General features: G+C 40.7%; 15 protein-coding genes and 1 tRNA gene. 9 read left to right on the top strand and 7 right to left on the bottom strand.

The window, feature by feature from the left end:
* Window positions 1-54: 54 nt before the first annotated feature.
* From H5180_RS09500 to pepA, 3 genes are all read right to left on the bottom strand, one after another.
* Window positions 55-2,910 carry a valine--tRNA ligase gene (locus H5180_RS09500; protein WP_182758134.1) on the bottom strand — a complete coding sequence of 952 codons (2,856 nt, stop codon included), beginning with the start codon at window positions 2,908-2,910 and terminating at the stop codon, window positions 55-57.
* Window positions 2,911-2,970: 60 nt separating this feature from the next.
* Window positions 2,971-3,417, bottom strand: a complete 447-nt coding sequence (locus H5180_RS09505; RefSeq protein WP_145234983.1) for a DNA polymerase III subunit chi — start codon at window positions 3,415-3,417, stop codon at window positions 2,971-2,973.
* A gap of 174 nt (window positions 3,418-3,591) precedes the next feature.
* A complete protein-coding gene (gene pepA / locus H5180_RS09510) occupies window positions 3,592-5,103 on the bottom strand; it encodes a leucyl aminopeptidase (RefSeq protein ID WP_145234985.1) in 1,512 nt (503 codons plus the stop codon).
* Between the two features lie 264 nt (window positions 5,104-5,367).
* On the opposite strand from pepA, the gene lptF reads away from it, so the two are divergent.
* Window positions 5,368-6,480: an LPS export ABC transporter permease LptF gene (lptF, locus tag H5180_RS09515; RefSeq protein ID WP_145234987.1), complete on the top strand. Its 1,113-nt coding sequence runs from the start codon at window positions 5,368-5,370 to the stop codon at window positions 6,478-6,480.
* Window positions 6,477-7,544, top strand: a complete 1,068-nt coding sequence (gene lptG / locus H5180_RS09520) for an LPS export ABC transporter permease LptG (protein WP_145234989.1) — start codon at window positions 6,477-6,479, stop codon at window positions 7,542-7,544. Before lptF ends, lptG begins: the two co-directional genes overlap by 4 nt.
* 32 nt (window positions 7,545-7,576) lie before the next feature.
* Here lptG and H5180_RS09525 read toward each other — a convergent pair whose 3' ends face one another.
* Window positions 7,577-8,077 carry an RDD family protein gene (locus tag H5180_RS09525; RefSeq protein WP_145234991.1) on the bottom strand — a complete coding sequence of 167 codons (501 nt, stop codon included), beginning with the start codon at window positions 8,075-8,077 and terminating at the stop codon, window positions 7,577-7,579.
* 253 nt (window positions 8,078-8,330) lie between these two features.
* Here H5180_RS09525 and H5180_RS09530 point away from each other — a divergent pair.
* Both H5180_RS09530 and H5180_RS09535 read left to right on the top strand, forming a co-directional pair.
* A tRNA-Leu gene (locus H5180_RS09530) sits at window positions 8,331-8,415 on the top strand.
* A gap of 296 nt (window positions 8,416-8,711) precedes the next feature.
* On the top strand, window positions 8,712-10,649 hold the full coding sequence (locus H5180_RS09535) for a BspA family leucine-rich repeat surface protein (RefSeq protein WP_182758135.1): 1,938 nt from the start codon (window positions 8,712-8,714) through the stop codon (window positions 10,647-10,649).
* 461 nt (window positions 10,650-11,110) lie between these two features.
* On the opposite strand, the gene H5180_RS09540 is transcribed toward H5180_RS09535, so the two are convergent.
* The 3 genes from H5180_RS09540 to H5180_RS09550 all read right to left on the bottom strand — a co-directional run bounded on the left by H5180_RS09540 (window position 11,111) and on the right by H5180_RS09550 (window position 14,363).
* Window positions 11,111-11,494, bottom strand: coding sequence for a DUF1842 domain-containing protein (locus tag H5180_RS09540; protein WP_182758136.1), 384 nt, complete (start codon window positions 11,492-11,494; stop codon window positions 11,111-11,113).
* Between the two features lie 227 nt (window positions 11,495-11,721).
* The gene (locus H5180_RS09545; protein WP_259399559.1) at window positions 11,722-13,017 is read right to left on the bottom strand and encodes a PAS domain-containing sensor histidine kinase; all 1,296 of its coding nucleotides are present in this window, start codon (window positions 13,015-13,017) and stop codon (window positions 11,722-11,724) included.
* On the bottom strand, window positions 13,014-14,363 hold the full coding sequence (locus H5180_RS09550) for a sigma-54 dependent transcriptional regulator (protein ID WP_182758137.1): 1,350 nt from the start codon (window positions 14,361-14,363) through the stop codon (window positions 13,014-13,016). Before H5180_RS09550 ends, H5180_RS09545 begins: the two co-directional genes overlap by 4 nt.
* A gap of 344 nt (window positions 14,364-14,707) precedes the next feature.
* Here H5180_RS09550 and H5180_RS09555 point away from each other — a divergent pair, with 344 nt between their 5' ends.
* The 5 genes from H5180_RS09555 (at window position 14,708) to H5180_RS09575 (ending at window position 20,939) form a co-directional block, all read left to right on the top strand.
* Window positions 14,708-15,958, top strand: coding sequence for an HlyD family secretion protein (locus H5180_RS09555; RefSeq protein WP_145235000.1), 1,251 nt, complete (start codon window positions 14,708-14,710; stop codon window positions 15,956-15,958).
* A gap of 17 nt (window positions 15,959-15,975) precedes the next feature.
* A complete protein-coding gene (locus tag H5180_RS09560; RefSeq protein ID WP_182734586.1) occupies window positions 15,976-16,713 on the top strand; it encodes an ABC transporter ATP-binding protein in 738 nt (245 codons plus the stop codon).
* Window positions 16,714-16,800: 87 nt separating this feature from the next.
* Window positions 16,801-19,236, top strand: a complete 2,436-nt coding sequence (locus tag H5180_RS09565; RefSeq protein WP_182758138.1) for an ABC transporter permease — start codon at window positions 16,801-16,803, stop codon at window positions 19,234-19,236.
* A gap of 187 nt (window positions 19,237-19,423) precedes the next feature.
* Window positions 19,424-19,885, top strand: a complete 462-nt coding sequence (locus H5180_RS09570) for a GNAT family N-acetyltransferase (protein ID WP_145235007.1) — start codon at window positions 19,424-19,426, stop codon at window positions 19,883-19,885.
* A 502-nt stretch (window positions 19,886-20,387) separates the two neighbouring features.
* Complete coding sequence (locus H5180_RS09575) at window positions 20,388-20,939, top strand: cytochrome b (protein ID WP_145235009.1); 552 nt, start codon at window positions 20,388-20,390, stop codon at window positions 20,937-20,939.
* Window positions 20,940-21,202 lie beyond the last annotated feature (263 nt).

Genomic DNA, 21,202 nt, shown 5'->3' on the forward strand with positions numbered 1-21,202 from the left:
ATTTATTAACGCGGCTTTTTTTGTGTCTAGCTGTGCGGGGTTCCCCGCATCTAGTTACAAGCTTTCGATCTTGGCTTTTTGCTCAAGTAGTTTTGCTTTCGCATCTGAGAACTCTGCAAGTTTCTCATTTTCTTTAGCAAGGACTGCTTCAGGTGCATTGTTAACAAACTTTTCGTTTGCTAGTTTATTTTGCACTTGAGCTAGGCCTTTTTCGGCTTTTTCAAGCTGCTTAGCAATACGTGCAAGTTCGGCGTCAACATCGATTAGACCTGCCATTGGGATCATGATCTCAAGGTTACCAACATAAGATGTTGCACATGCAGGTGCGTCATCTTTGTTATCAAGCAGCGTAAATTCTTCAATTTTAGCAAGTGATGCTAAGAAAGATTTATTTTCTTCAATACGACGTACATCATCCGCAGATGCATTTGCTAGTAATACTGATAACGGCTTGCTTGGGCTAATATCCATTTCACCACGAATGTTACGAATGGCTAAAATGAATTGCTTAACCCACTCTAAATCATCCATTGCTTTTGCATCAACGTTAGCTTCATTGTAAACAGGGAAGGCTTGTACCATGATACTAGTGTTCGCTGTTTCAAGACCTGCCAGTGGCGCAACACGTTGCCAAATCGTTTCGGTAATGTATGGCATCATTGGGTGCATTAAGCGCAGTAGGCTTTCAAGCACAGTGATCAGTGTATGACGCGTACCACGTTGTTGTGCTTCATTGCCTTTGAATAATACAGGCTTTGTCAGCTCTAAGTACCAATCGCAAAATTGGTTCCAAGTGAACTCATAAAGCGTATTTGCTGCAAGGTCAAAACGGTAGTTATCTAAGTGCTCAGTATAGGTTTTAACAGTTGCTTCAAATTGGCCTAAGATCCAACGATCAGCAAGTGAATACTCTTTAACTGCATCATTTGTAAAGCCACAATCTTGCTCTTCGGTGTTCATTAGTACATAACGGCTGGCGTTCCACAACTTATTACAGAAGTTGCGGTAACCTTCAAGGCGGTTCATATCCCAGTTGATGTCACGACCAGTCGATGCCATTGCCGCTAAAGTAAAGCGCAGTGCATCTGTACCGTGGGCTTCAATGCCGTTATCAAAGGTTTTACGAGTATCTTTTTCGATTTTCTTAGCGACTTTTTCTTGCATCAGGTTACTGGTGCGTTTTGTTACTAAGCTTTCAAGGTCGATACCGTCAATCATATCGATTGGATCAAGTACGTTACCTTTAGATTTTGACATTTTATCGCCATTTTCATCGCGAATAAGACCCGTAACGTAAACCGTTTTAAAGGGCACTTGTGGCTTGCCGTTATCATCTTTGATGAAATGCATGGTCATCATGATCATGCGCGCTACCCAGAAGAAGATAATATCAAAACCAGTTACCAATACGTCAGACGGGTGGAAAGTTTTCAAATCATCTGTGTTCGCAGGCCAGCCTTGGGTTGAAAAAGTCCAAAGTGCTGATGAGAACCAGGTATCGAGTACATCTTCGTCTTGGCTAAGTGTTACGCTATCAGTAATGTTGTTTTCACGACGTACTTCTGCTTCATCACGGCCAACAAAAACGTTGCCTTCGCTGTCGTACCAAGCTGGAATGCGGTGACCCCACCACAACTGGCGCGAAATACACCAATCTTGTACGTCGTTCATCCACGAGAAATACATGTTCTCGTATTGCTTAGGTACAAATTGAATATCGCCATTTTTTACTGCGTCTTTTGCAGGCTCAGCCAGTGGTGCAACACGTACATACCATTGGTCAGTAAGTAGCGGTTCAATAACCACACCAGAGCGGTCGCCGTAAGGTACGGTTAGAGCGTGATCTTCAATTTTTTCAAGTAAGCCTAATTGTTCAAATTCAGCCACAATTGCTTTACGTGCATCGAAGCGGTCAAGACCATGCAGGCGCTCAGGAATTGGTGCATCAAACTCAAGCTCTTTACCATCAAAGGTGTAGGTTTCGCCTTGGCTTAGAATTGCGGCATCTTTATCGAAGATATTGATCAACGGCATTTGATGACGCTTACCAACTTCGTTATCGTTAAAGTCGTGTGCTGGCGTGATTTTTACACAACCAGTGCCTTTGTCTTTATCGGCATGTTCATCAGCAACAATTTTAATTCGACGATTAACAATCGGCAGTAAAATCTCTTTACCGATCAAGTCTTGATAGCGTTCGTCATCTGGGTTTACTGCAACACCTGAGTCACCAAGCATGGTCTCTGGGCGAGTCGTTGCCACTACAATGTAGTTTTTACCGTCTTGGGTTGTAACACCATCAGCCAATGGGTAACGTAGGTGCCACATGTGGCCTTGTTTGTCTTTGTTTTCAACTTCAAGATCAGAGATAGCCGTGTGTAGCTTTGGATCCCAGTTTACTAGGCGCTTACCACGATAAATTAAATCTTCTTTGTGTAAGCGTACAAACACTTCTTTAACTGCTTCTGATAAGCCTTCATCCATTGTGAAACGTTCACGATCCCAATCAACCGATGCGCCAAGGCGACGAAGTTGTTTTGTGATAGTCCCGCCAGATTGTTCTTTCCACTGCCAAATTTTGTCGATGAAAGCTTCACGGCCTAAGTCGTGGCGTGTTTTACCTTCTTCAGCAGAGAGTTTACGTTCAACCAGCATTTGCGTAGCAATACCTGCGTGGTCAGTACCTACTTGCCATAATGTGTTATTACCTTGCATACGTTTAAAACGCGTTAAGGTATCCATAATGGTGTCTTGGAAAGCGTGGCCCATGTGTAAGCTACCAGTGACATTGGGTGGCGGGATCATAATTGAATATGCATCGCCTTTACCTGATGGTTTGAAGTAGCCTTTTTGTTCCCAGTCTTGGTATAACGACTGTTCAATATCTTGCGGATTGTAGGTTTTATCCATTACACAGAACCTTAAATAAGTACTTAAATGAGTTAGTTAGCTATTTATACAAAAGGTATGTTAGCTATTAATATCTTGCGTGGTGATATTAGCACCGAGTTGGCGTAGCTTTTTAAAGCGCTCACGGGCAGCTTGTTTAGCAGTGGCTTCAACGGGCACAAAATCAAAAACTTGGTTAAACCGACGAATAAAGTCCGGCAATTGTGCAGCCAAGTTAATTAAAACTTTACGATTACCGACTGGCGGGGTAGTACCTATTTCAACGGGCGCACCACCTTTTGGACCTTCACCTTGGAGATTGTGAGGCACAAAACTGTCGGGGTCGAATGACCAAATAGTTTCATCAATGGCATGGGCAATTTCAAGATCATCAACGTAAATAAAGATACGATGACCAAGACGATACTGTTCAGCAGCAATATCAGCCGCTAAGCTAAAGTGATCATCAGCCTTGGCTAATGACTCATCTTGTTGCTTTAGAACGAAAAACTGGGCGTTCATGCTCATTGTATCGGGGCTTCCCACAGTATTGAAAATAATACTTAAATCAAAGCAGGGATTTTGCCATATAACGCGTTTTGCTTCAATTAATACGCTAATTTATACGTTAATAAGTGGGGAATAAATAAGGCGCTAAAAAGCGCCTTATTTAAATTTACAATGTATTGTTAAACGCGGGGTTTAATCTTGGCTGGTTTCGCTTACACCGGCACGGTTGAGTAAATATTGCGTAAGCATTGGCACCGGTCGACCTGTTGCGCCTTTGTTTTTACCACTGCGCCAAGCAGTGCCTGCGATATCTAAATGGGCCCAGTTATACTTTTTAGTAAACTTAGATAAGAAGCATGCTGCTGTTATCGTTCCCGCAGAGCGGCCGCCTAAGTTAGTAAAATCAGCAAATGGGCTTTCTAGTTGATCTTGATAATCATCCCACAGTGGCAACTGCCACGCACGGTCGCCACTTTGCTCAGATGCTTTTAACAAGTCATGTGCCAGTGGGTTGTGGTTAGATAATAACCCCGTTGCATGAGCGCCAAGGGCAACAATACAAGCGCCAGTTAAAGTAGCGACATCAATCACGGTTTCAGGTTCAAAGCGCTCAACATAAGTGAGTGCATCACATAATACTAAGCGGCCTTCAGCGTCGGTATTTAGTACTTCAACTGTTTGCCCTGACATAGTGGTCAAAATATCACCCGGACGATAAGCATTCGAGCTTGGCATGTTTTCACAACCTGCGAGTACACCAATTACGTTAATCGGTAATTGCATTTGCACCAAAGCACGCATTGCGCCAATAACACCAGCTGCACCGCCCATGTCGTATTTCATTTCATCCATGGCTTCGCCTGGTTTGAGTGAAATACCACCTGAGTCAAAGGTTAAACCTTTACCAACTAGCACGATTGGGGCTTGATCTTTCGCGCCGCCTTGGTAGTTAATTACCGACATAATAGATTCGTTATCACTACCACGACCAACTGCTAAGTATGAATTCATACCTAACTCTGCCATTTTATCTTCGCCAATTATATCAACTGTAACGTTGTCAAAGTTAGCTGCAAGTTCTTGCGCTTGTTCACCTAAATATGCAGGATTACAGATGTTTGGCGGCATGTTCGCTACGTCTTTACATAACTTACTACCTGCAGCGATCGCTAGACCATGTTCAATGGCACTTTCACCAATGGTAAGTTCGCGGCGAGTTGGCACGTTAAACACAATTTTACGCAGCGGGCGACGCGGGTCACTTTTTTTGCTTTTTAATTGGTTAAATGTGTACAAGCAGTCTTGGGTGGTTTCGACCGCTTGGCGGACTTTCCAGTAGGTGTCGCGACTTTTAACATGTTGCTCAGTTAAAAAGCATACCGCTTCCATCGACCCAGTTTCATTTAGGGTATTGATAGTTTTTGAAATAATTTGTTTGTATTGTTTGTCGTCTAGCTCGCGTTCTTTACCACAGCCGACCAATAGTATGCGTTCACTTAACACATTGGGTACATGATGCAATAACAGCACTTGTCCCGGCTTGCCTTCAAGGTCGCCGCGACGCAATAAATTAGAGATATAACCATCACTGATTTTATCGAGTTGTTCACCAATGGGGGATAAACGACGTGGCTCATAAACGCCAACTACAATACATGCGCTACGTTGCTTTTCAGGACTACCACTTTTTACGCTAAATTCCATTGTTACTCCTAATTTTGAGTCATTTAACCCTTAAATAAGGGTAATAAAATAAAAATCCAGATACTAGCTTAATATTAGCTTATAAACGCTGACTCATTATGTGTATTTGAACTTTATACTTTTGTAGCCATCAATACCACTAATGCGACAATATATCGAGTTGCTAGGTATGATATTTAATGTTGATGACATATAATAAAACCCTAAGTTTACTCAAATTTTCTTACTCTTGAAGTAAAACATCATGTTTAACAGGGGCGATCATTGCTAATTTTCCGTTATTTGACCACTGAAGTTTTAAAGTCTCAGGTCGCCGTATTTTTAACTTTGATGACAATTTTTTTGTCGCAAAAGTTTGTTGTTATTCTAAGCGACGCCTCTGAAGGCGGTATTCCTGCTAAGTTAGTACTGTCGATGATTGCACTAAAGTTACCGCAATTGGCATCATTAATACTACCGCTAAGTATCTTTTTAGGGATTATTCTCGCCTACAGTCGCATTTATGCCGACAGTGAAATGACTGTTCTCAAAGCCTGTGGCGTTAGTGAATGGTACGTAGTGCGTGTAACCTTAGTTTCTAGTGTGGTACTAGCGCTATTGGCGGGAGTACTGACTTTATATATAGCCCCATGGGCGAGTGAACAAGAATATCAATTGAAAGAACAAGCCAAAGCGGATGCCGGGTTATCAGCGCTGCGTGCTGGGCGCTTTCAACAAACAGGGAACGAAAAAGCGGTGGTGTTTATTCACAATATCGAAAACGGCGGCAAAGAATTACACAAAGTATTTGTAGCACAACTACCCGATAGTGAAAAAGACAATCTCGCACGGTTAGTATATGCGCAGCGGGGTGTGGTGGTCGAGCAAGAAAGCGGTGAGCAGGAATTGGTGCTCAGTGACGGTAAGCGTTACGAAACTGACGGCGAAACGCCAGCGCTCAATTTAACCGAATTTGATGGCTATAGTGTACAAATCCGTGAGCAAGAGATAGAACATCAACGCCGCAAACTTGAAGCTGTGCCGACCATTGATTTGTTTGCGATGAAAACGACTGATGCGATTGCTCAGTGGCAGTGGCGTCTTGCTATTCCGCTTTCTATTCCGCTACTTACTTTATTAGCAGTACCGCTGAGTGTCGTTAATCCGCGCCAAGGTAAGTTTGCCAAGTTAGTACCTGCCATAAGCTTGTATTTAGGTTATTTCATCTTATTGAATGCAGCAAAATTTGCAGTTGAGGATGGTAAAATTCCGCCTTCAATTGGCCTATGGTGGATCCACTTTACGGCGTTATTTATCGGCGGCTTTTTGATCATTAAAGGGCGGCCACTCGGTGCTTGGCTAAAAGCTGTGTTGACTAAGCGGGAGTATGGCGCATGATGAAAATGCTTGATTGGTACTTAGGCCGTAGCATCTTGCAAACCACTGGTTTTGCTTTGATGGTCTTGGTGGGGATCAGTACCCTGATTAAATTTATTGAGCAGCTTAAATCAGTCGGTCGCGGTAGCTATGATATTGCAACTGCATTGTTATATACATTATATAGCATGCCTGGCGATCTTGTGGTGTTCTTCCCAATGGCCGCTTTAATTGGTGGCTTAACAGGTCTTGGAGCACTTGCGTCAAATAGTGAGCTGGTGGTTATGCAAGCTGCTGGTATGTCGCGTTTGCAAATTATTGTCTCAGTGATGAAAACTGCAATATTTATGGCGCTTTGTATGATGGTATTAGGCGAGTGGGGCGCACCGGCCGCACAGCTCAAAGCGAAAGAAATGCGTAATCAAGCTATACACGGTGGCGATGTATTTAACGCTCAGCAAGGTGTATGGGCTAAAGATGGTAATAACTTTATTAATATAGAAGATGTTGACCAAAACGGCGTATTACACGGTGTGAACATGTATCATTTTGATAAATCACTACAACTTACACAAATTACTAAAGCTCGCGAAGCAGTAGGCCGTAAAGATGGTTGGTTACTTCGTGATGTAAGTAAACTGCAACTCAGTGAAGAGTTGATCAGTACACAGCAACAAGATGAAGAGTTTTACGAATCACAACTTACAGCTGAAAAGCTGGGTGTAGTATCGGTAAAACCAGAGGCGCTTTCTTTCACAGGACTTTGGTCGTATTTAGGTTATTTAAAACAAAATGAGCAAGATACCAGCACCTATGAGCTGGCTTTATGGCGTAAAATTATGCAGCCAGTATCGATAGCGGTGATGTTATTAGTGGCGCTGTCGTTTATATTTGGCCCACTGCGTACAGTGACGATGGGCGCGCGGATTGTAATGGGCGTAGTAACCGGTATTGCATTTCACCTAACCAATGAAATATTTGGTCCTGTAGTGATGGTGTATCAAATCCCTGCGATAATCGGGGCGACTTTACCAAGCATAATATTTATAGGTTTTGCGACTTACTTGCTTAATAAGCGAAATTGATAATGGGGAGCTAGCAGCCTAGCTCCTTATTGCTAATCTAAAGAACGATAAATTCGTTTGTTTTCTTCTTTTGTTAGCGCAACAACCTCGGTTTTAGACAGGTAATCTTGCAGCGCTCGTTTGTTTTTAAAATCAACTAATACCACTAAATTACCCAAGCCAAGTAATGCGGTTACGCTACGAATAACGGCTTGTGACCAACTAATTAGCTTACCATCGCGAGTTTGTACTTTTAAACGCCATGCGCGCATACCAATCGTTTGGCCACTCTTAGTCCAAAAATAGCCAAAAAACACTAACGCTACAACGACTAAAAGTGTACTGCGAAGACCTGATAACAATAGTGAATTTTGAATTAGCGCAGACACATCCTCAGCACCATTTAAACTAATAACCTCAAGTGAAATAAGCCCTTGTACGGCAAACAAATACAAAACAACGCTTAGCATAGCAAATGCAATAATAGCTAACGTATCGTAAACTAACGACGCAAAGCGACGCCAAAAGCTCGCACGCGGAAATTCAGCAGACATAAATAAACTCACAAAGTTAATATGTGCGCTAGTTTAGCAAATAGCGAGACAAATACTAGCTAGTCGCTTTTATGAGTGAATGTTAATGGTTGCTCAATTGTTAAGCGGTTGATCGTGGTTTTGTAAAAAACGCTTGCTGCTCCTCTTATTGTTTGTATAATGCATGGCATAGAGACAAAGACAGCTTGATAAGTCCTAGCTCTAAAGTGGTTTTTCTTTATCTTCTCATGTTAGAAGGTTAAAGAAAAATGATGCCAGCGTGATGAAATTGGTATACATGGGGGATTCAAAATCCCCTGCCGCAAGGCGTGCCGGTTCAAGTCCGGCCGCTGGTACCACTTTTGATAGCCCTTGCTTTTTAGCAAGGGTTTTTTTATGCCTATAGAAAAGTGAAATGCGGACTCGAGCGCCACTCAAACCAATATTTGACGATGAACCATAGCTTTTTTAGCCAATCCGTATCGTTTTAACTTTCCCTCATGCTGATTAAAAAACTTATCAACAATAGTCTATTGGTAAATAAATACAGATTACCTATTGTGGGTATAGTAGAATGCGCGCCCTAAATATATTTTTACTTTATTACTTACCCTTATTCAAAGTTCGTACATTGAGGCATTTTAAAGGAAAAAAAATGACGACTAATCGCTTATTTATCTTTAAGCATATTTTTATTTTGTGCATTCTGTTTACATTATCTGCTTGTGGCGGTGGCTCTGGTAGTGCAGAAAAATCTGACACAGGAACTAATTCAAACCTAGATATAACAGCGCCTGTTATTACTTTAAACGGTTCGCAAGCTATTACGCTCAATATAGGCAATAGCTACCAAGAGTTAGGTGCATCTGCTTCAGACGATAAAGACGGTAGCGTAAGTGTTAGCGTGTCAGGCTCTTTGAACCTTAATCAAGCTGGTGTATATACGTTTATATACACTGCTACTGACAGCGCGGGAAACTCTTCAAGTGTAATTAGAACAATTACAGTGGTTGCACCCGACGATACACAAGCGCCAACTATAACGTTGAATGGTGAAAAGTCTATTTCTCTTGAGCTGGGCGAATCATACCAAGAACTAGGGGCGCAAGCACAAGACAATGTGGATGGAACAGTCAGTGTCGCTATTTCAGGCTCAGTGGACGAAAGTACGCCCGGCGACTACACAATTACATATACTGCAGTCGATTCCGCTGGTAATACGGGTTCAATTACCCGAAAAGTGACAGTACTTGAGGCTAAAGACATCTCGCCACCGCTGCTTACTCTCATTGGTAAAGAGTATATTAAGTTATTCTTAAATGAAGAGTACTCAGAGCAAGGGGCGTCGGCACTTGATGACTTTGATGGTGCAATCAGTGCGACAGTATTTGGTGAGGTTGACGTTAATAACGTAGGTGTATACATAGTTACCTATACTGCAACAGATAAAGCAGGAAACACGGCAAGTATTGAGCGCACTGTTGAGGTGGTTATACCTCGTGAATTTATCACAACCTGGAAAACGGATAATACACAACTGCTCTCAACAGATGCTAATACAATTAAAATTGCAACGAAAGGTGAAGGTTATAACTTCCAGATAGAGTGGGGGGATGGCACTATCGACCGTAATGTTGTTAATACAATTACCCACACATACGACACCAGCGGAACCTATACTATTAAAATAAGTGGTGACTTCCCACGTTTTTACTTTGATGAAATGCAAGCTGATTGGAACAAATTAATAACCATAGAGCAGTGGGGTGATATTCGTTGGACATCTATGGAACGCGCATTTATAAATTGTTCTAACCTTGTTATTAATGCCTTAGATACACCTGACTTATCAAACGTCACGAATCTCTCTTACATGTTTTCGTATGCGCAATCGTTCAATCAAGACATAAACGATTGGGATGTTTCTACTATTACTGATATGACCGGTATGTTTCAAGGTGCTATTTTATTTGATCAAGCTCTTGAAAGCTGGGATGTGTCTCGTGTCGTAAGAATGGGGCATATGTTTGATGGTGCAACGAACTTTAATCAAGATATTAGCAATTGGGATACAGCGAGCTTAAAAGACATGATACGCATGTTTAATAATGCCAGTCAATTCAACCAACCAATAGGCAGATGGACAGTTGGCGGTGTTTATAGGATGACAGGACTATTTGCTAATGCAGTGTCATTTAATCAAGACTTAGGTGGTTGGAAAGTTGGGTTTGTATTTTATATGGGCAATATGTTTGATGGTGCATCAGCATTTAATCAAGACATTGGCCGCTGGAATGTGTCCGACGTTGCCTATATGAACAGTATGTTTCGCAATGCGGTTTCATTTGATCAGAACTTAAGTGATTGGGATATTTCTAACCTCAGTGATATGCGTAGCATGTTTGAAGGGATTGCATTGTCGGTTGAAAACTACGATGCTCTACTCAATGGCTGGAGTAAGTTATCGACTCCACCGCTAAAAATTGGTTTTCATGCTGGTAATAGCCAGTATTCTGAAGCTGGAAAAACTGGACGCGATATTCTCACTAACATACATGAATGGAATATTGCTGATGGCGGATTAGTACAATAGCATTTAACCAGTAAGCTGTGTTGTTCTATGTTTAGAGCATCGCAGCATTTACTTGCATCACAGAAGTGCATGGTTAATAAGCTCTATATTATATAAGTGTAAATTTATCTAGTGTTTATGAGTTACGGTAATAAGCCTTTTAAAAACGCGATACATGATAAGTTGAGCCATAAAACAAGTTGGCAGAGAACTTAACTTATTGATTAAAAATCTAGGTAATGCATACAAGGACAGTCGTAAAGCAAATTCACACTGTTCTTCAGCGCACTTATCAAATAGAAGCAAGTTGCTCAGTATTAAATCAACAGATACTTTAAATATAGTTGTAGTCGTGCGGACTTGTTTACCTTCAGCTTTAGTTAAAACGTGAGCCAAGAAAACCTAAACAGGTGAGAGCTAAGCGACGTTCAAAGTTACTATACGCCGCTTAATTTAATCTAGTAGAGCAAACTATGTTCTATTTAGTCAATTAGAGTCACTTTGCATTGGTAGGTATTATCACCCACTGAAAAACTGCCTTTGCCATTCCATTGGTTATCAACGCCAAAGCTTGTCGTAAAAGGTGACTGGTAACTACCAATTGCAGGTGGTGGAAAAGACACCACTGCTTGACCTGTTAGCGCGCCAACTTTAGTTACATCATTATAGCCAGTTGCATGCATATGGCCCGATGCGCTAGCGGTGAAATGAGGTGAATGCTGCGTTCCTTCTTGGATGCTGCCATTCGCTCGACCATTTAATGAACCTGTTTTTGGATCTACAGCAAACTGAATTTCCATAGAGCCACCACCAACAACACCAGATTGAAATTGTAATTTAACGAGATATAAGCTTTCATCAGACATTTTCTTGTTCCTTTTGTAGATTGCATTCACACTGTTATATAGTTACTCAGTAACCGAGTGAAAGTGTAGAATGACCACCACAAAAGACATATTACAGCGTATTACATGAAGTTGAGTTTGAGGGCGTACAGGTTTTTTTATCGTTGTTTTTTAGAATAGGGGCTGCTTTTACAAAGTATTCGCTGATTAAACTAAATGTTCTTTTTAGTATTTCTTTTCGAAGCTAGCTACACTGGCAATAGTATTGTTGCGACTGCACCTTGGTGTTTTTCTTTATTCGCTAAGCTCAAACTACCATGATGCTGCTCTATCACGTTGCGACAAAAGCTTAGACCAATCCCTTGACCTTGTTGTTTAGTGGTGTAAAACGGCACGAATATGTTATCGGGGTTGGCAAGGCCTTGGCCGTTATCATCAATGGTGATGCAGCTTACTTTTCCTTGCTTATGCACACCTAATGTTATTTTAACGGGCGGGGTGCTTGCTTCGATGGCATTTTTTATTAGATTGATCATGACTTGATGAATAAACGTGCGGTCGGCCTTAAAAGTTGCGGCGTCTGTTACGCAGCTAAATGCAACGTCAGGGTATATTGCGCACACTTGTTTTAAAAATGTGTCGGTGTCTATTGCTACTATATTAAGTGCCAGTGGTTTATTTATATCGCTATAGCGCGTGACAAATTCATTAAGATAATTACAGCGCTCACTTATAACATTAAGTGCTTGTATTTGTCGTGGTTCGGTGAGCTTCACGGCGAGATTTTCAGCCATTGCAGTAACTGGTGTGAGTGAGTTGCGAATTTCGTGACCGAGTACGCGAATAATTTGCTGCCATGCTTGCAGTTGGCTTTCGCGAAGGGCTGAGGTGATGTCGATCATAACAATAAGTTGATGACAGCTGCCTTGCTCTATAAATTCACTGTGGCGTATTTGCCATTGCTGGGCTGTAATAACATCGCTAAATTGCCAATGTGCGTCTTGCTTTGTAAGCCCTAATTGTTCAGCGCTTGCATAGCGTAAGGTTTGCCATTGAGTCTGTTTAAATTCGCTAAACGCATTATTGGCATAACTGAGCTTATTATATTGATCGAGCACCATGATCGGCACATTAAAATGCTCAATTAATTGGTACACCAAAAAAATATGCTGATCGTATCGCGACTTCTTTTTAAATAACTCTTCACTTAACTCAATCAAGCTTTGTTGTAATTGGTGAATACTCCCCGCCTGATAGCTGGGCTTAACGAGCTGGTTATAATCTTCGTTTAAAATGGCATCTAGGTGGGCGTAATTGCGGTTAAAGCTGTTGATCACTTTTTTATAGGTACGAATAAACAGCTTAAGATAAATAGCTAAAAATAGGATTGAGATAACGGCAGAAGTAACAACAGATAAAGCAAAATATTGGCCAATAAAATAGCACCCCAACGCTGCTAAAGTGCTACTAAAAAATGCAAAGCCAATTAAACTGCGTTCCAGCGATGAGTGATAAAGACAACTAAGTGTCATACTGCTTTTCATACGGTAATCCCGTATTTTTCAAGGCGACGATACATAGAAGATTTACCTAAACCTAATAATTTAGCGGCGTTAGGAATATGGCCTTGGGTCTGCTTGAGGGCTAAATCAATTAATTGGCGCTCTGCGTGCTCTAGTGTCATTAGTGGTAATGTGTTATTGATTTGACTGCTGTGCAGGTTTAAGTCATCGGCGGTCAATGTGTCGGTTGTTGCTAACAATATTGCCCGTTCAATCACATGGCTTAGCTCGCGTACATTGCCCGGCCAAGTATAGTGGTTTAATTCATGTTTAGCGCATTCACTCAATGTAAGTATGGTGCTTGAGTATTTTTTAGCATGTAAATTTATAAAGTGCTCACACAAAGGCACTATATCTTCAATGCGTTCGCGTAGTGGCGGTATTACAAACTCCAAAGTGTTTATCCGATAGTATAAATCTTCTCTAAACTGGCCTTGTTTTATCAGTGTGGCAATATCGCCATTGGTGGCACTGATCAAGCGTACATTGGTTTTTTTAGTGTGACTCGCGCCAACCATCTCAAACTCTTGACTTTCGAGTACCCGTAATAATTTTGCTTGTTGTGGTAGTGGTATATTGGCTATTTCGTCTAAAAATAAACTGCCGTTATCGGCCAGTTCAAAGCGGCCAATGCGCTCATTTTTAGCATCAGTAAACGCGCCTTTTTTATGACCAAACATTTCGCTTTCAAATAACGATTCAACAATAGCCCCCATATTCACTGCAATAAACGGTTGTGTATGGCGCGTAGACTGCTGATGAAGCCATTGTGCTAATTGGCTCTTACCCGTACCATTTTCACCGGTTAGTAAAATGTTGGCATCGGTTTTAGCTACCTTAGCTAACTGACTTATCAGTTGTTGCATAGCGTGTGACTGATACACAAATGCAGGCGAGGCATGATCGTTAAGCTGTTGCAGCAACTTTTGATTTTGTTTGTTTAACTTTTTAAGTGTGAGTTGCTGATCGAGCAATTTTAATAAGCGCTGGTTTTGCCATGGCTTTTCAATAAAGTCACACGCACCGTGTTGCATAGCGCGAACCGCTAGATCTACGCTCGACCACGCAGTCATTGCGATGACAGGGATATCTAACTGTTGTTTATGTAAGTGCTGTAAAAACGCCAAACCTTCGTCACCTGATGTGGTGTCGCGGGTAAAATTCATATCGAGCAAAATAAGGTCAATCGCTTGGCTATCTTTAACTACTGCTTGCGCGCTAAAAGGTGAGTCGCATTCGAGCACTTGGTAGCCGTTATCTTCTAAAATAAAGCGCGCGCTTAGGCGGATTTCGGGGCTATCTTCAATGATCAAAATAGTGGCAGGCATAAACTTCCAAATAGGTGAATAAGCACAGGTTGATTGTAGCGTATAGCGATTTCTATGCCAGTGATTTTATTTTTGTATTTCAGCTTGTTAGCTATTTAAAGGTGATTTCAGTAGGTGTTCCAGTCCGATTACGGACTGCTTGCGTCCGATTTTGGGTTAGCGTGTCTGTCGAAGTGAAAGCCTTTAACTAGGGCCAGTCTCAAATTGATACTGAGGAGTCCGGTATCGCCGCTCAATAAGAATTTTTAAATAGTACATACTTGTAATTGTTTGTATTTATTGATTTTTAATGTTGGCACGTGTTTCGCTATAGCTTAGATATACAAAGCATAATGCGGTGCAATATGGACATAGTAAAAACAAAAGTAGTCAAGCAGTTATCGCTTTGGCATAAGCTAATTTTATTACTGGCTGTTATTTTAATTGTGGCAGTGATTTATCAGCGCAGCAGTCAAGTAGGTGTGTCAGTATCGCGCAGTAATATTATTATTAGTGATGTACGCCAAGGCGCGCTTGCGATTACGGTTACAGGTTATGGTGAACTTAAATCTGCGCAGCAGCAATTGCTTACGGCAAAAACGTTGGCCACTGTGCAGGCTATTTTATTAAAACCAGGCGCAATAGTGACCAGTGACTCAGTGATTGTGCAGTTAGCCAATCCAGCGCTTGAGCAACAGCTCGAAAATGCGCAGCAAGAACTTAATAAACTCAATGCTAACTTACGCCAGTTAAGATTAAACAATACTCGCGAGTTATTAAACGAGCGCTCTCATGTGGCGCAAAGCCATGCCGCTTACGAAAATGCCAAACTAAAATTAAAAGCTGAAACCAGTTTGGTTGAACAGGGCATAGTCTCAACGCTTAATTATCAGCGTAGCGTGTTAGACGAGCAACAACTTCGCCAGCAATTAGCAATAGCTAAGCAACGTTCAGAGCAACTAAAAGCCGTGCACATAGAATCTGAAAACATTCAGCTTGAGCAAATTAAACAGCAACAAGGGTTAGTAGTTATGGCACAAACACAATTGGCCAATCTATCTGTAGTAGCGGGAATGGATGGGGTATTACAGCGTTTACCGATTGAGCTTGGGCAAAGCGTAAATGCAGGGCAAGAAATTGCGCTTATCGGCTCGGTTGATTCGTTAATTGCAATTATTCAAGTACCACAAAATCAAGTAGATGATATTCGGTTAGGGCAGCTCGCAGAAGTAGATACACGCCGCGGTGTTGTTATGGCAAAGGTGTCACGCATCAGCCCTGTGGTGAGTAATAATACAGTAGAGGTAGAGTTATCGTTGCCTAAAGAGCTCCCTGAAAATGTTCGGCCGCAATTAACCGTCGATGCCAATATTAAGGTCGCACAGCTAAAAGATGTTACTTATATCGAGCGCCCAGCAAACGTAAAACCGCACAGTGTAAGAGATCTGTATCAGGTAAACTCACAGCAGCAAAGCGCACACTTGGTTGATATCAAATTTGGTCGCGAGGCTGGGCGCTTTATCGAAATACTAAGCGGCGCACAGTTAGATCAGCAATTGATTATTTCAGATTTAACCAACCTTACTCGCAGCAATAGCGAAATTCTAATTAACTAATGAACAGGATAAAAATAATGACAGAGCAAAAAATAACGAACACCCAAGCCGATGTCGTATTAGCAATGAAAGGAATTAGTAAGGTATTTGAAACCCAAGAGTTACAAACCTATGCACTGCGTAGTATTGATTTGTGTATTTATCGCGGTGAATACTTGTCGATATCGGGGCCATCTGGCTGTGGTAAATCAACATTACTTTCATTATTGGGTTTACTTGATATGCCAACCAGCGGTGAATATTTAATTGACGGTAAAGACGTCTCTGCACTTTCGCTGAATCAGGCTGCTGAAATTCGCAATGCAAAAATAGGATTTATTTTTCAATCATTTAATTTAATTGATGAGTTAAGTGTGTTCGACAACGTGGCATTACCACTGCGTTATCACCACTGTAAACCAAACAAGCAAATAATTGCTGAAAAAGTAAAAGCGTGCCTTGAAAAAGTAGGGCTTGGGCATCGTATGAGTCATAAACCTAACCAATTATCTGGTGGACAGCAGCAACGCGTGGCGATAGCCCGAGCGCTGGTGACTGAACCGGCAATATTATTAGTTGATGAGCCAACGGGTAATTTAGACTCAAAATCGGGAGATCAAGTTATGCATGTATTAAGTGAGCTACATGCAGCCGGCACCACTATTTGCATGGTGACACATGACCCGCGTTACTGTGATATGGCTACAAGGCAACTAAAGCTATTGGATGGTGAGATGCTAGGGGCTGTGGGTATAAAAGATCAGCTAAGTGCTTAAATAACCTGTTTAGTGAGAGTAAAATGGAATATCCAAAAATAATAAAACGTCAATGGCTATTAAGGGATAACTTAACGGAGTGCCATAATGACTTATAATTTAAAAAATGCATTACTTAATATAACTAATCATAAAGTTTACAGTTTAAGTGTTGTAGCGACGTTAAGTATTGTTTTAGCTGCATTAATTACTGTATTAACACTTGCCTATATTATGCTGTTAAAACCATTGCCATACCCTGAGCAAATGCGGTTAGTAAAAGCTGAATATGCTCAAATAGACCAAACCGGGGCGCTTAATACCCGCGCTTTTAATTACCCTGCACTGATTGATTTATATAAAAATCATAAATTATTTGAGCAAGCTGCGTTGGTGTATTACGGTGAACAACGCCTTGATGATGTAGCGGGCTTACCCATAGTAAACACCTCATTTGTTACCCCTCAGTGGTTTGAAATGTTTGCAATTAAGCTACATTTAGGACGAGGTTTTACGCAAACCGAAGCTCTTGATAGTTTTAACCCCGTTGCCGTTATAAGTTATCGAACATGGCAAAATGACTTTGCCAGTAAAGAAAACATAATAGGTCAAACACTTAGTGTGGGCGCTCAGCAATTCAAAATTATAGGTGTGGCTGCAGCCAACTTTAAATCGCCTGCACTTATCAAAACAGGGCAGGTCACTGACGTATGGTTGCCGTGGGATTATAATTTAACCTCTGCAGAGGCTAAACCATTTTGGTGGAACCGTTACTCGCGCAGCCATTTTGTGGCTAAATTACCAAGCGATGTAAGCATTGAGCAGGCGAGTAAAAGGTTATCGCAGTATGTGGATGATGTATGGCAACAGCATATTACGACCGAAGCATTCTTTGCAGGTTGGCATATCGAACTTGAGCTAAACACCTTGCAAACAGTAATATTAAAAGAGACACCGCAGAATATTTATTGGCTCATTTTAGCTGTAACGGGGTTGGTTATTATTGCCTGTGTAAACATTAGTAACGTGTTTATTGTAAGAACTGCAGCGCGTAAACACACATTAGCACTGAGTGCGGCGCTGGGCGCAACACGGTTTACTTTGTTTAAACAGTTTTGGCTGGAGATTGCCTTGTTAATAGCCTTAGCAAGTATAATAGGCCTTGCGTTAGCGGCGATTTTTTTAGCAACCTTAAGCGATTTTGCCATGGCAATATTACCGCGCGCCAATGAGCTTTCTATTAATGCAGTATCATTCCTTATCACACTGGTTAGCGGCTTAATATTAACGACGCTGTTCGCTTTTTTATGTACGCGAATAGTAAATTACCAACAACTGATAAGTAGTTTAAAGTCAGCAGGTAAAGGGACGACAGTGCAGGTGGGCAAGCGCGTATGGCAAGGCTTGGTCGCTTTTCAAGTAGCTGTAGCGTGTACATTATTGTTTATTAACTTTTTAGTTTTTAGCGTTAATAAAAGTAATATTGACGAGGCTTTCACACTGCCACTTGAGCAATTAACGAGTTTAAAGGTTAATGTAGCAAGCCATGTAGCGGCTGATAGAGACAAAGCAAATCAGCTATTAGAGCAAGTAGCTAACGAGCTTGCTTTACTGCCAGAGGTTAGGCAAGTAAGTCGTTCATCATCACCTATAAACGATAATTTAATTACTTGGTCATTGGTTGAGGTAGCAAGCAATCAAAACGTATTACCTTATGGTAAATCAGTTGATGAGCAGTATTTTTCATTACTTAAACAACCCGTATTACAAGGACGTGGTTTTACAAACGAGGATACTAAAAGTAATGCGAATGTTATTATTATTAATGATGTACTAGCAGAAAAATTATCAAATGATGGTAATGCATTGGGCATGCATTTGAGTTTTGATATAACTTCAGGGCGCGAAAATGATTTAGTAATAATAGGCATAGTTAAAACAATGCTTATACCGGGGAAAACGTCGCTTGAGCCTAAAGCTTATTTGACTCGTGCTGGTTATAATTCATTTATTATCGAGTTTAAAAATGCTCAGCACTTAACAAAAAATACGCTTAACACCTTATTACAATCTATTGATTCAGGCTTATCAGTTCATCAATTAGCGCCATTAAATGCACAGCGCGATACAGCACTGTTTCGTCAATATGTAGTATCGGCGACAACGCTGATGATCATTGCTGCCACTATTGCCTTAACCAGTATTGGTTTGATAGGTATTATGCGCTACTCAGTGTTATTAAGGCGTGCTGAAATTGGTATTCATTTGTGTGTTGGCGCAAAGCCACTGGCATTGTTTTTGTTAGTATTTAAGCAAAATGGCAGCGCAATCGTAACGGGTATAATACTCAGTATTGCGTTATTGCTGGCTTTACAACAACCACTACAACTGATTGCGGATGGAGTACCGCAAATTATGCAGCTTGGTATGTTATTCATGACTTTATTGTTTGTAATTAGCCTTGGCGCACTGGCGTGTTATTTACCTTTAAGTGCCCAGCTAAAGCGCCCTGCAATTTACGGTGTACAAGGATCACAACAGTAAAGTGTGTAGTTTAGGAGGGACTGATTGAGTAAAAGGCTTAAATCAGCTCCTTCAACTAGCTCTTTTAAAAACACTTTATAAAATTTGGCACGTTGAAAAGTTAATAATAATTATAAATATGGTACGGACTGAATGTTATTATCTGCAATCTATACAACTAAAAATGCTACAACAGGGATTTCAGTCAATGATTGCAAAGTTAGATAATGCAAATGAGGCAGTCGCAAAGCAAATTTACACCACCTTTCAACGCTCTTATAAAATAGAAGCTGAATTAATAGGTACGCAGAATTTTCCGCCTTTATCGCGCACTGTTAATGATATACACAATTCGCAAACGCTTTTTTATGGATTTTATGACGATACTCAGCTTGCAGGGGTTATTGAACTGGTAATTATCAATGAGCGATTAGAAATTAATAGCTTAACGGTTGACCCAAAGCATTTTAGAAAAGGCATCGCCGATAAGTTAATCCGCTATGCGTTAACTAACTTTATTGAAACAGCATCAACAGCGATAGTTGAAACCGCAGTAGTTAACGAGCCCGCTATTAAGTTATATAAAAAGCATGACTTTGTTGAGTTTAAAAGATGGACGCCCGATCACGGTATTGAAAAGCTGGCCATGATTCGAACTGGCATTGTTTGATTCAAAAGCCACAGTGTAAAAAACGTTGTAAATTCAATTTCTTTTCAATTATTAGTTTAACTAGCAAATACTTATCGAAAGGTAACCAACGGTTGTTATTTTGTTATGCCAATCACTTAAGTTTATTTTAAGTTTTACTGTTTACGCTTAACCAAACATATTTAAACATGATTTTTGAAATACAAATTTTATGTTTTAGATCACTAAATACTTAGTAACGATAGGTTACTGTATGTGGAGTATTTAATACGTACAAGGGTAGAGGTTACCTCTTCAAGCTCTCAAAACATAAGAGGTAGGTTGATGAGTAGCCATGTAACACCGATCGACTTAAATATTTAACCATTCTAGCGAGCTAAATAAAGCGCTAACTGCGTTATAATTTTTCAAGTAGAACAACTACATGTCAAAATTTATGCCTTGTTATTACTGTATTTATCTGTCGCTATAAATGGTCAGTAACTTAACACGATTGGTATAATTTCATTTTTCGAGAGGCATTATGAATTTAAAAAACACGACAACTCATTACAATACGCTCTCCATTGCTTTGCATTGGCTTATGTTCATATTGATTGTAGCTGTTTACGCAAGCATTGAACTGCGCGAATTATTCGACAAAGGGACTACAACCCGAGATGCCTTTAAAATGTGGCATTTTATGCTTGGTTTATCGGTTTTAGCTTTAGTAAGCGTTAGGCTAATTGCTCGCGTAGTGGGTGGCTCGGCTCCTGATATAAAACCAGAACCAGCTAAGTGGCAAAATAACCTCGCCAAACTAGTGCATGTTATTTTGTATGGTTTCATGTTTGCTATGCCTATTGCTGGATGGTTAATTTTGAGCACGGCAGGCAAACCAATTCCGTTTTTTGGTCTAGAGCTGCCGCCATTGGCCAGTAAAGATTTAGACTTGGCTAAAACCATCAAAGAGCTGCATGAAACCGCAGGGGAAGTTGGTTATTACTTGATTGGATTACATGCAGCCGCCGCCTTATTCCACCATTATGTTTTATCTGATAATACGGTTGCAAGAATGCGTTTGCCGAAAAAATAACAGCGAATAAAAATTTAAAAAAGGGAGATTCAGTCTCCCTTTTTTAATTTTGCTACTTTCTGTTTGACTTAACGCTATTGCCACTTTGACGAAGTTCGGCTAAGAGTGATAGCCAGACATTGAAATTGACTAAATATAATAGCTAATTAAGTGCTCAAACTGTTGTTTGCGCACATATTCAAGGATATGAGCGGCGCGCGTATATTGTTTCATTTAGCTTTGCTTAAAGATAATAGAAAACTTAGTGATAGTAATACCTTAGC

The sequence above is a fragment of the Pseudoalteromonas sp. SR41-4 genome, assembly GCF_014163985.1.
GTDB lineage: Bacteria > Pseudomonadota > Gammaproteobacteria > Enterobacterales > Alteromonadaceae > Pseudoalteromonas > Pseudoalteromonas rhizosphaerae.

What these genes read in the sequence shown, in the direction of transcription:
- H5180_RS09500 (WP_182758134.1), bottom strand. Translation starts at nt 2,910, where the DNA reads ATGGATAAAACCTACAATCCGCAAGATATTGAACAGTCGTTATACCAA.
- H5180_RS09505 (WP_145234983.1), bottom strand. Translation starts at nt 3,417, where the DNA reads ATGAGCATGAACGCCCAGTTTTTCGTTCTAAAGCAACAAGATGAGTCA.
- pepA (WP_145234985.1), bottom strand. Translation starts at nt 5,103, where the DNA reads ATGGAATTTAGCGTAAAAAGTGGTAGTCCTGAAAAGCAACGTAGCGCA.
- lptG (WP_145234989.1), top strand. Translation starts at nt 6,477, where the DNA reads ATGATGAAAATGCTTGATTGGTACTTAGGCCGTAGCATCTTGCAAACC.
- H5180_RS09525 (WP_145234991.1), bottom strand. Translation starts at nt 8,077, where the DNA reads ATGTCTGCTGAATTTCCGCGTGCGAGCTTTTGGCGTCGCTTTGCGTCG.
- H5180_RS09535 (WP_182758135.1), top strand. Translation starts at nt 8,712, where the DNA reads ATGACGACTAATCGCTTATTTATCTTTAAGCATATTTTTATTTTGTGC.
- H5180_RS09540 (WP_182758136.1), bottom strand. Translation starts at nt 11,494, where the DNA reads ATGTCTGATGAAAGCTTATATCTCGTTAAATTACAATTTCAATCTGGT.
- H5180_RS09545 (WP_259399559.1), bottom strand. Translation starts at nt 13,017, where the DNA reads ATGAAAAGCAGTATGACACTTAGTTGTCTTTATCACTCATCGCTGGAA.
- H5180_RS09550 (WP_182758137.1), bottom strand. Translation starts at nt 14,363, where the DNA reads ATGCCTGCCACTATTTTGATCATTGAAGATAGCCCCGAAATCCGCCTA.
- H5180_RS09555 (WP_145235000.1), top strand. Translation starts at nt 14,708, where the DNA reads ATGGACATAGTAAAAACAAAAGTAGTCAAGCAGTTATCGCTTTGGCAT.
- H5180_RS09560 (WP_182734586.1), top strand. Translation starts at nt 15,976, where the DNA reads ATGACAGAGCAAAAAATAACGAACACCCAAGCCGATGTCGTATTAGCA.
- H5180_RS09565 (WP_182758138.1), top strand. Translation starts at nt 16,801, where the DNA reads ATGACTTATAATTTAAAAAATGCATTACTTAATATAACTAATCATAAA.
- H5180_RS09570 (WP_145235007.1), top strand. Translation starts at nt 19,424, where the DNA reads ATGATTGCAAAGTTAGATAATGCAAATGAGGCAGTCGCAAAGCAAATT.
- H5180_RS09575 (WP_145235009.1), top strand. Translation starts at nt 20,388, where the DNA reads ATGAATTTAAAAAACACGACAACTCATTACAATACGCTCTCCATTGCT.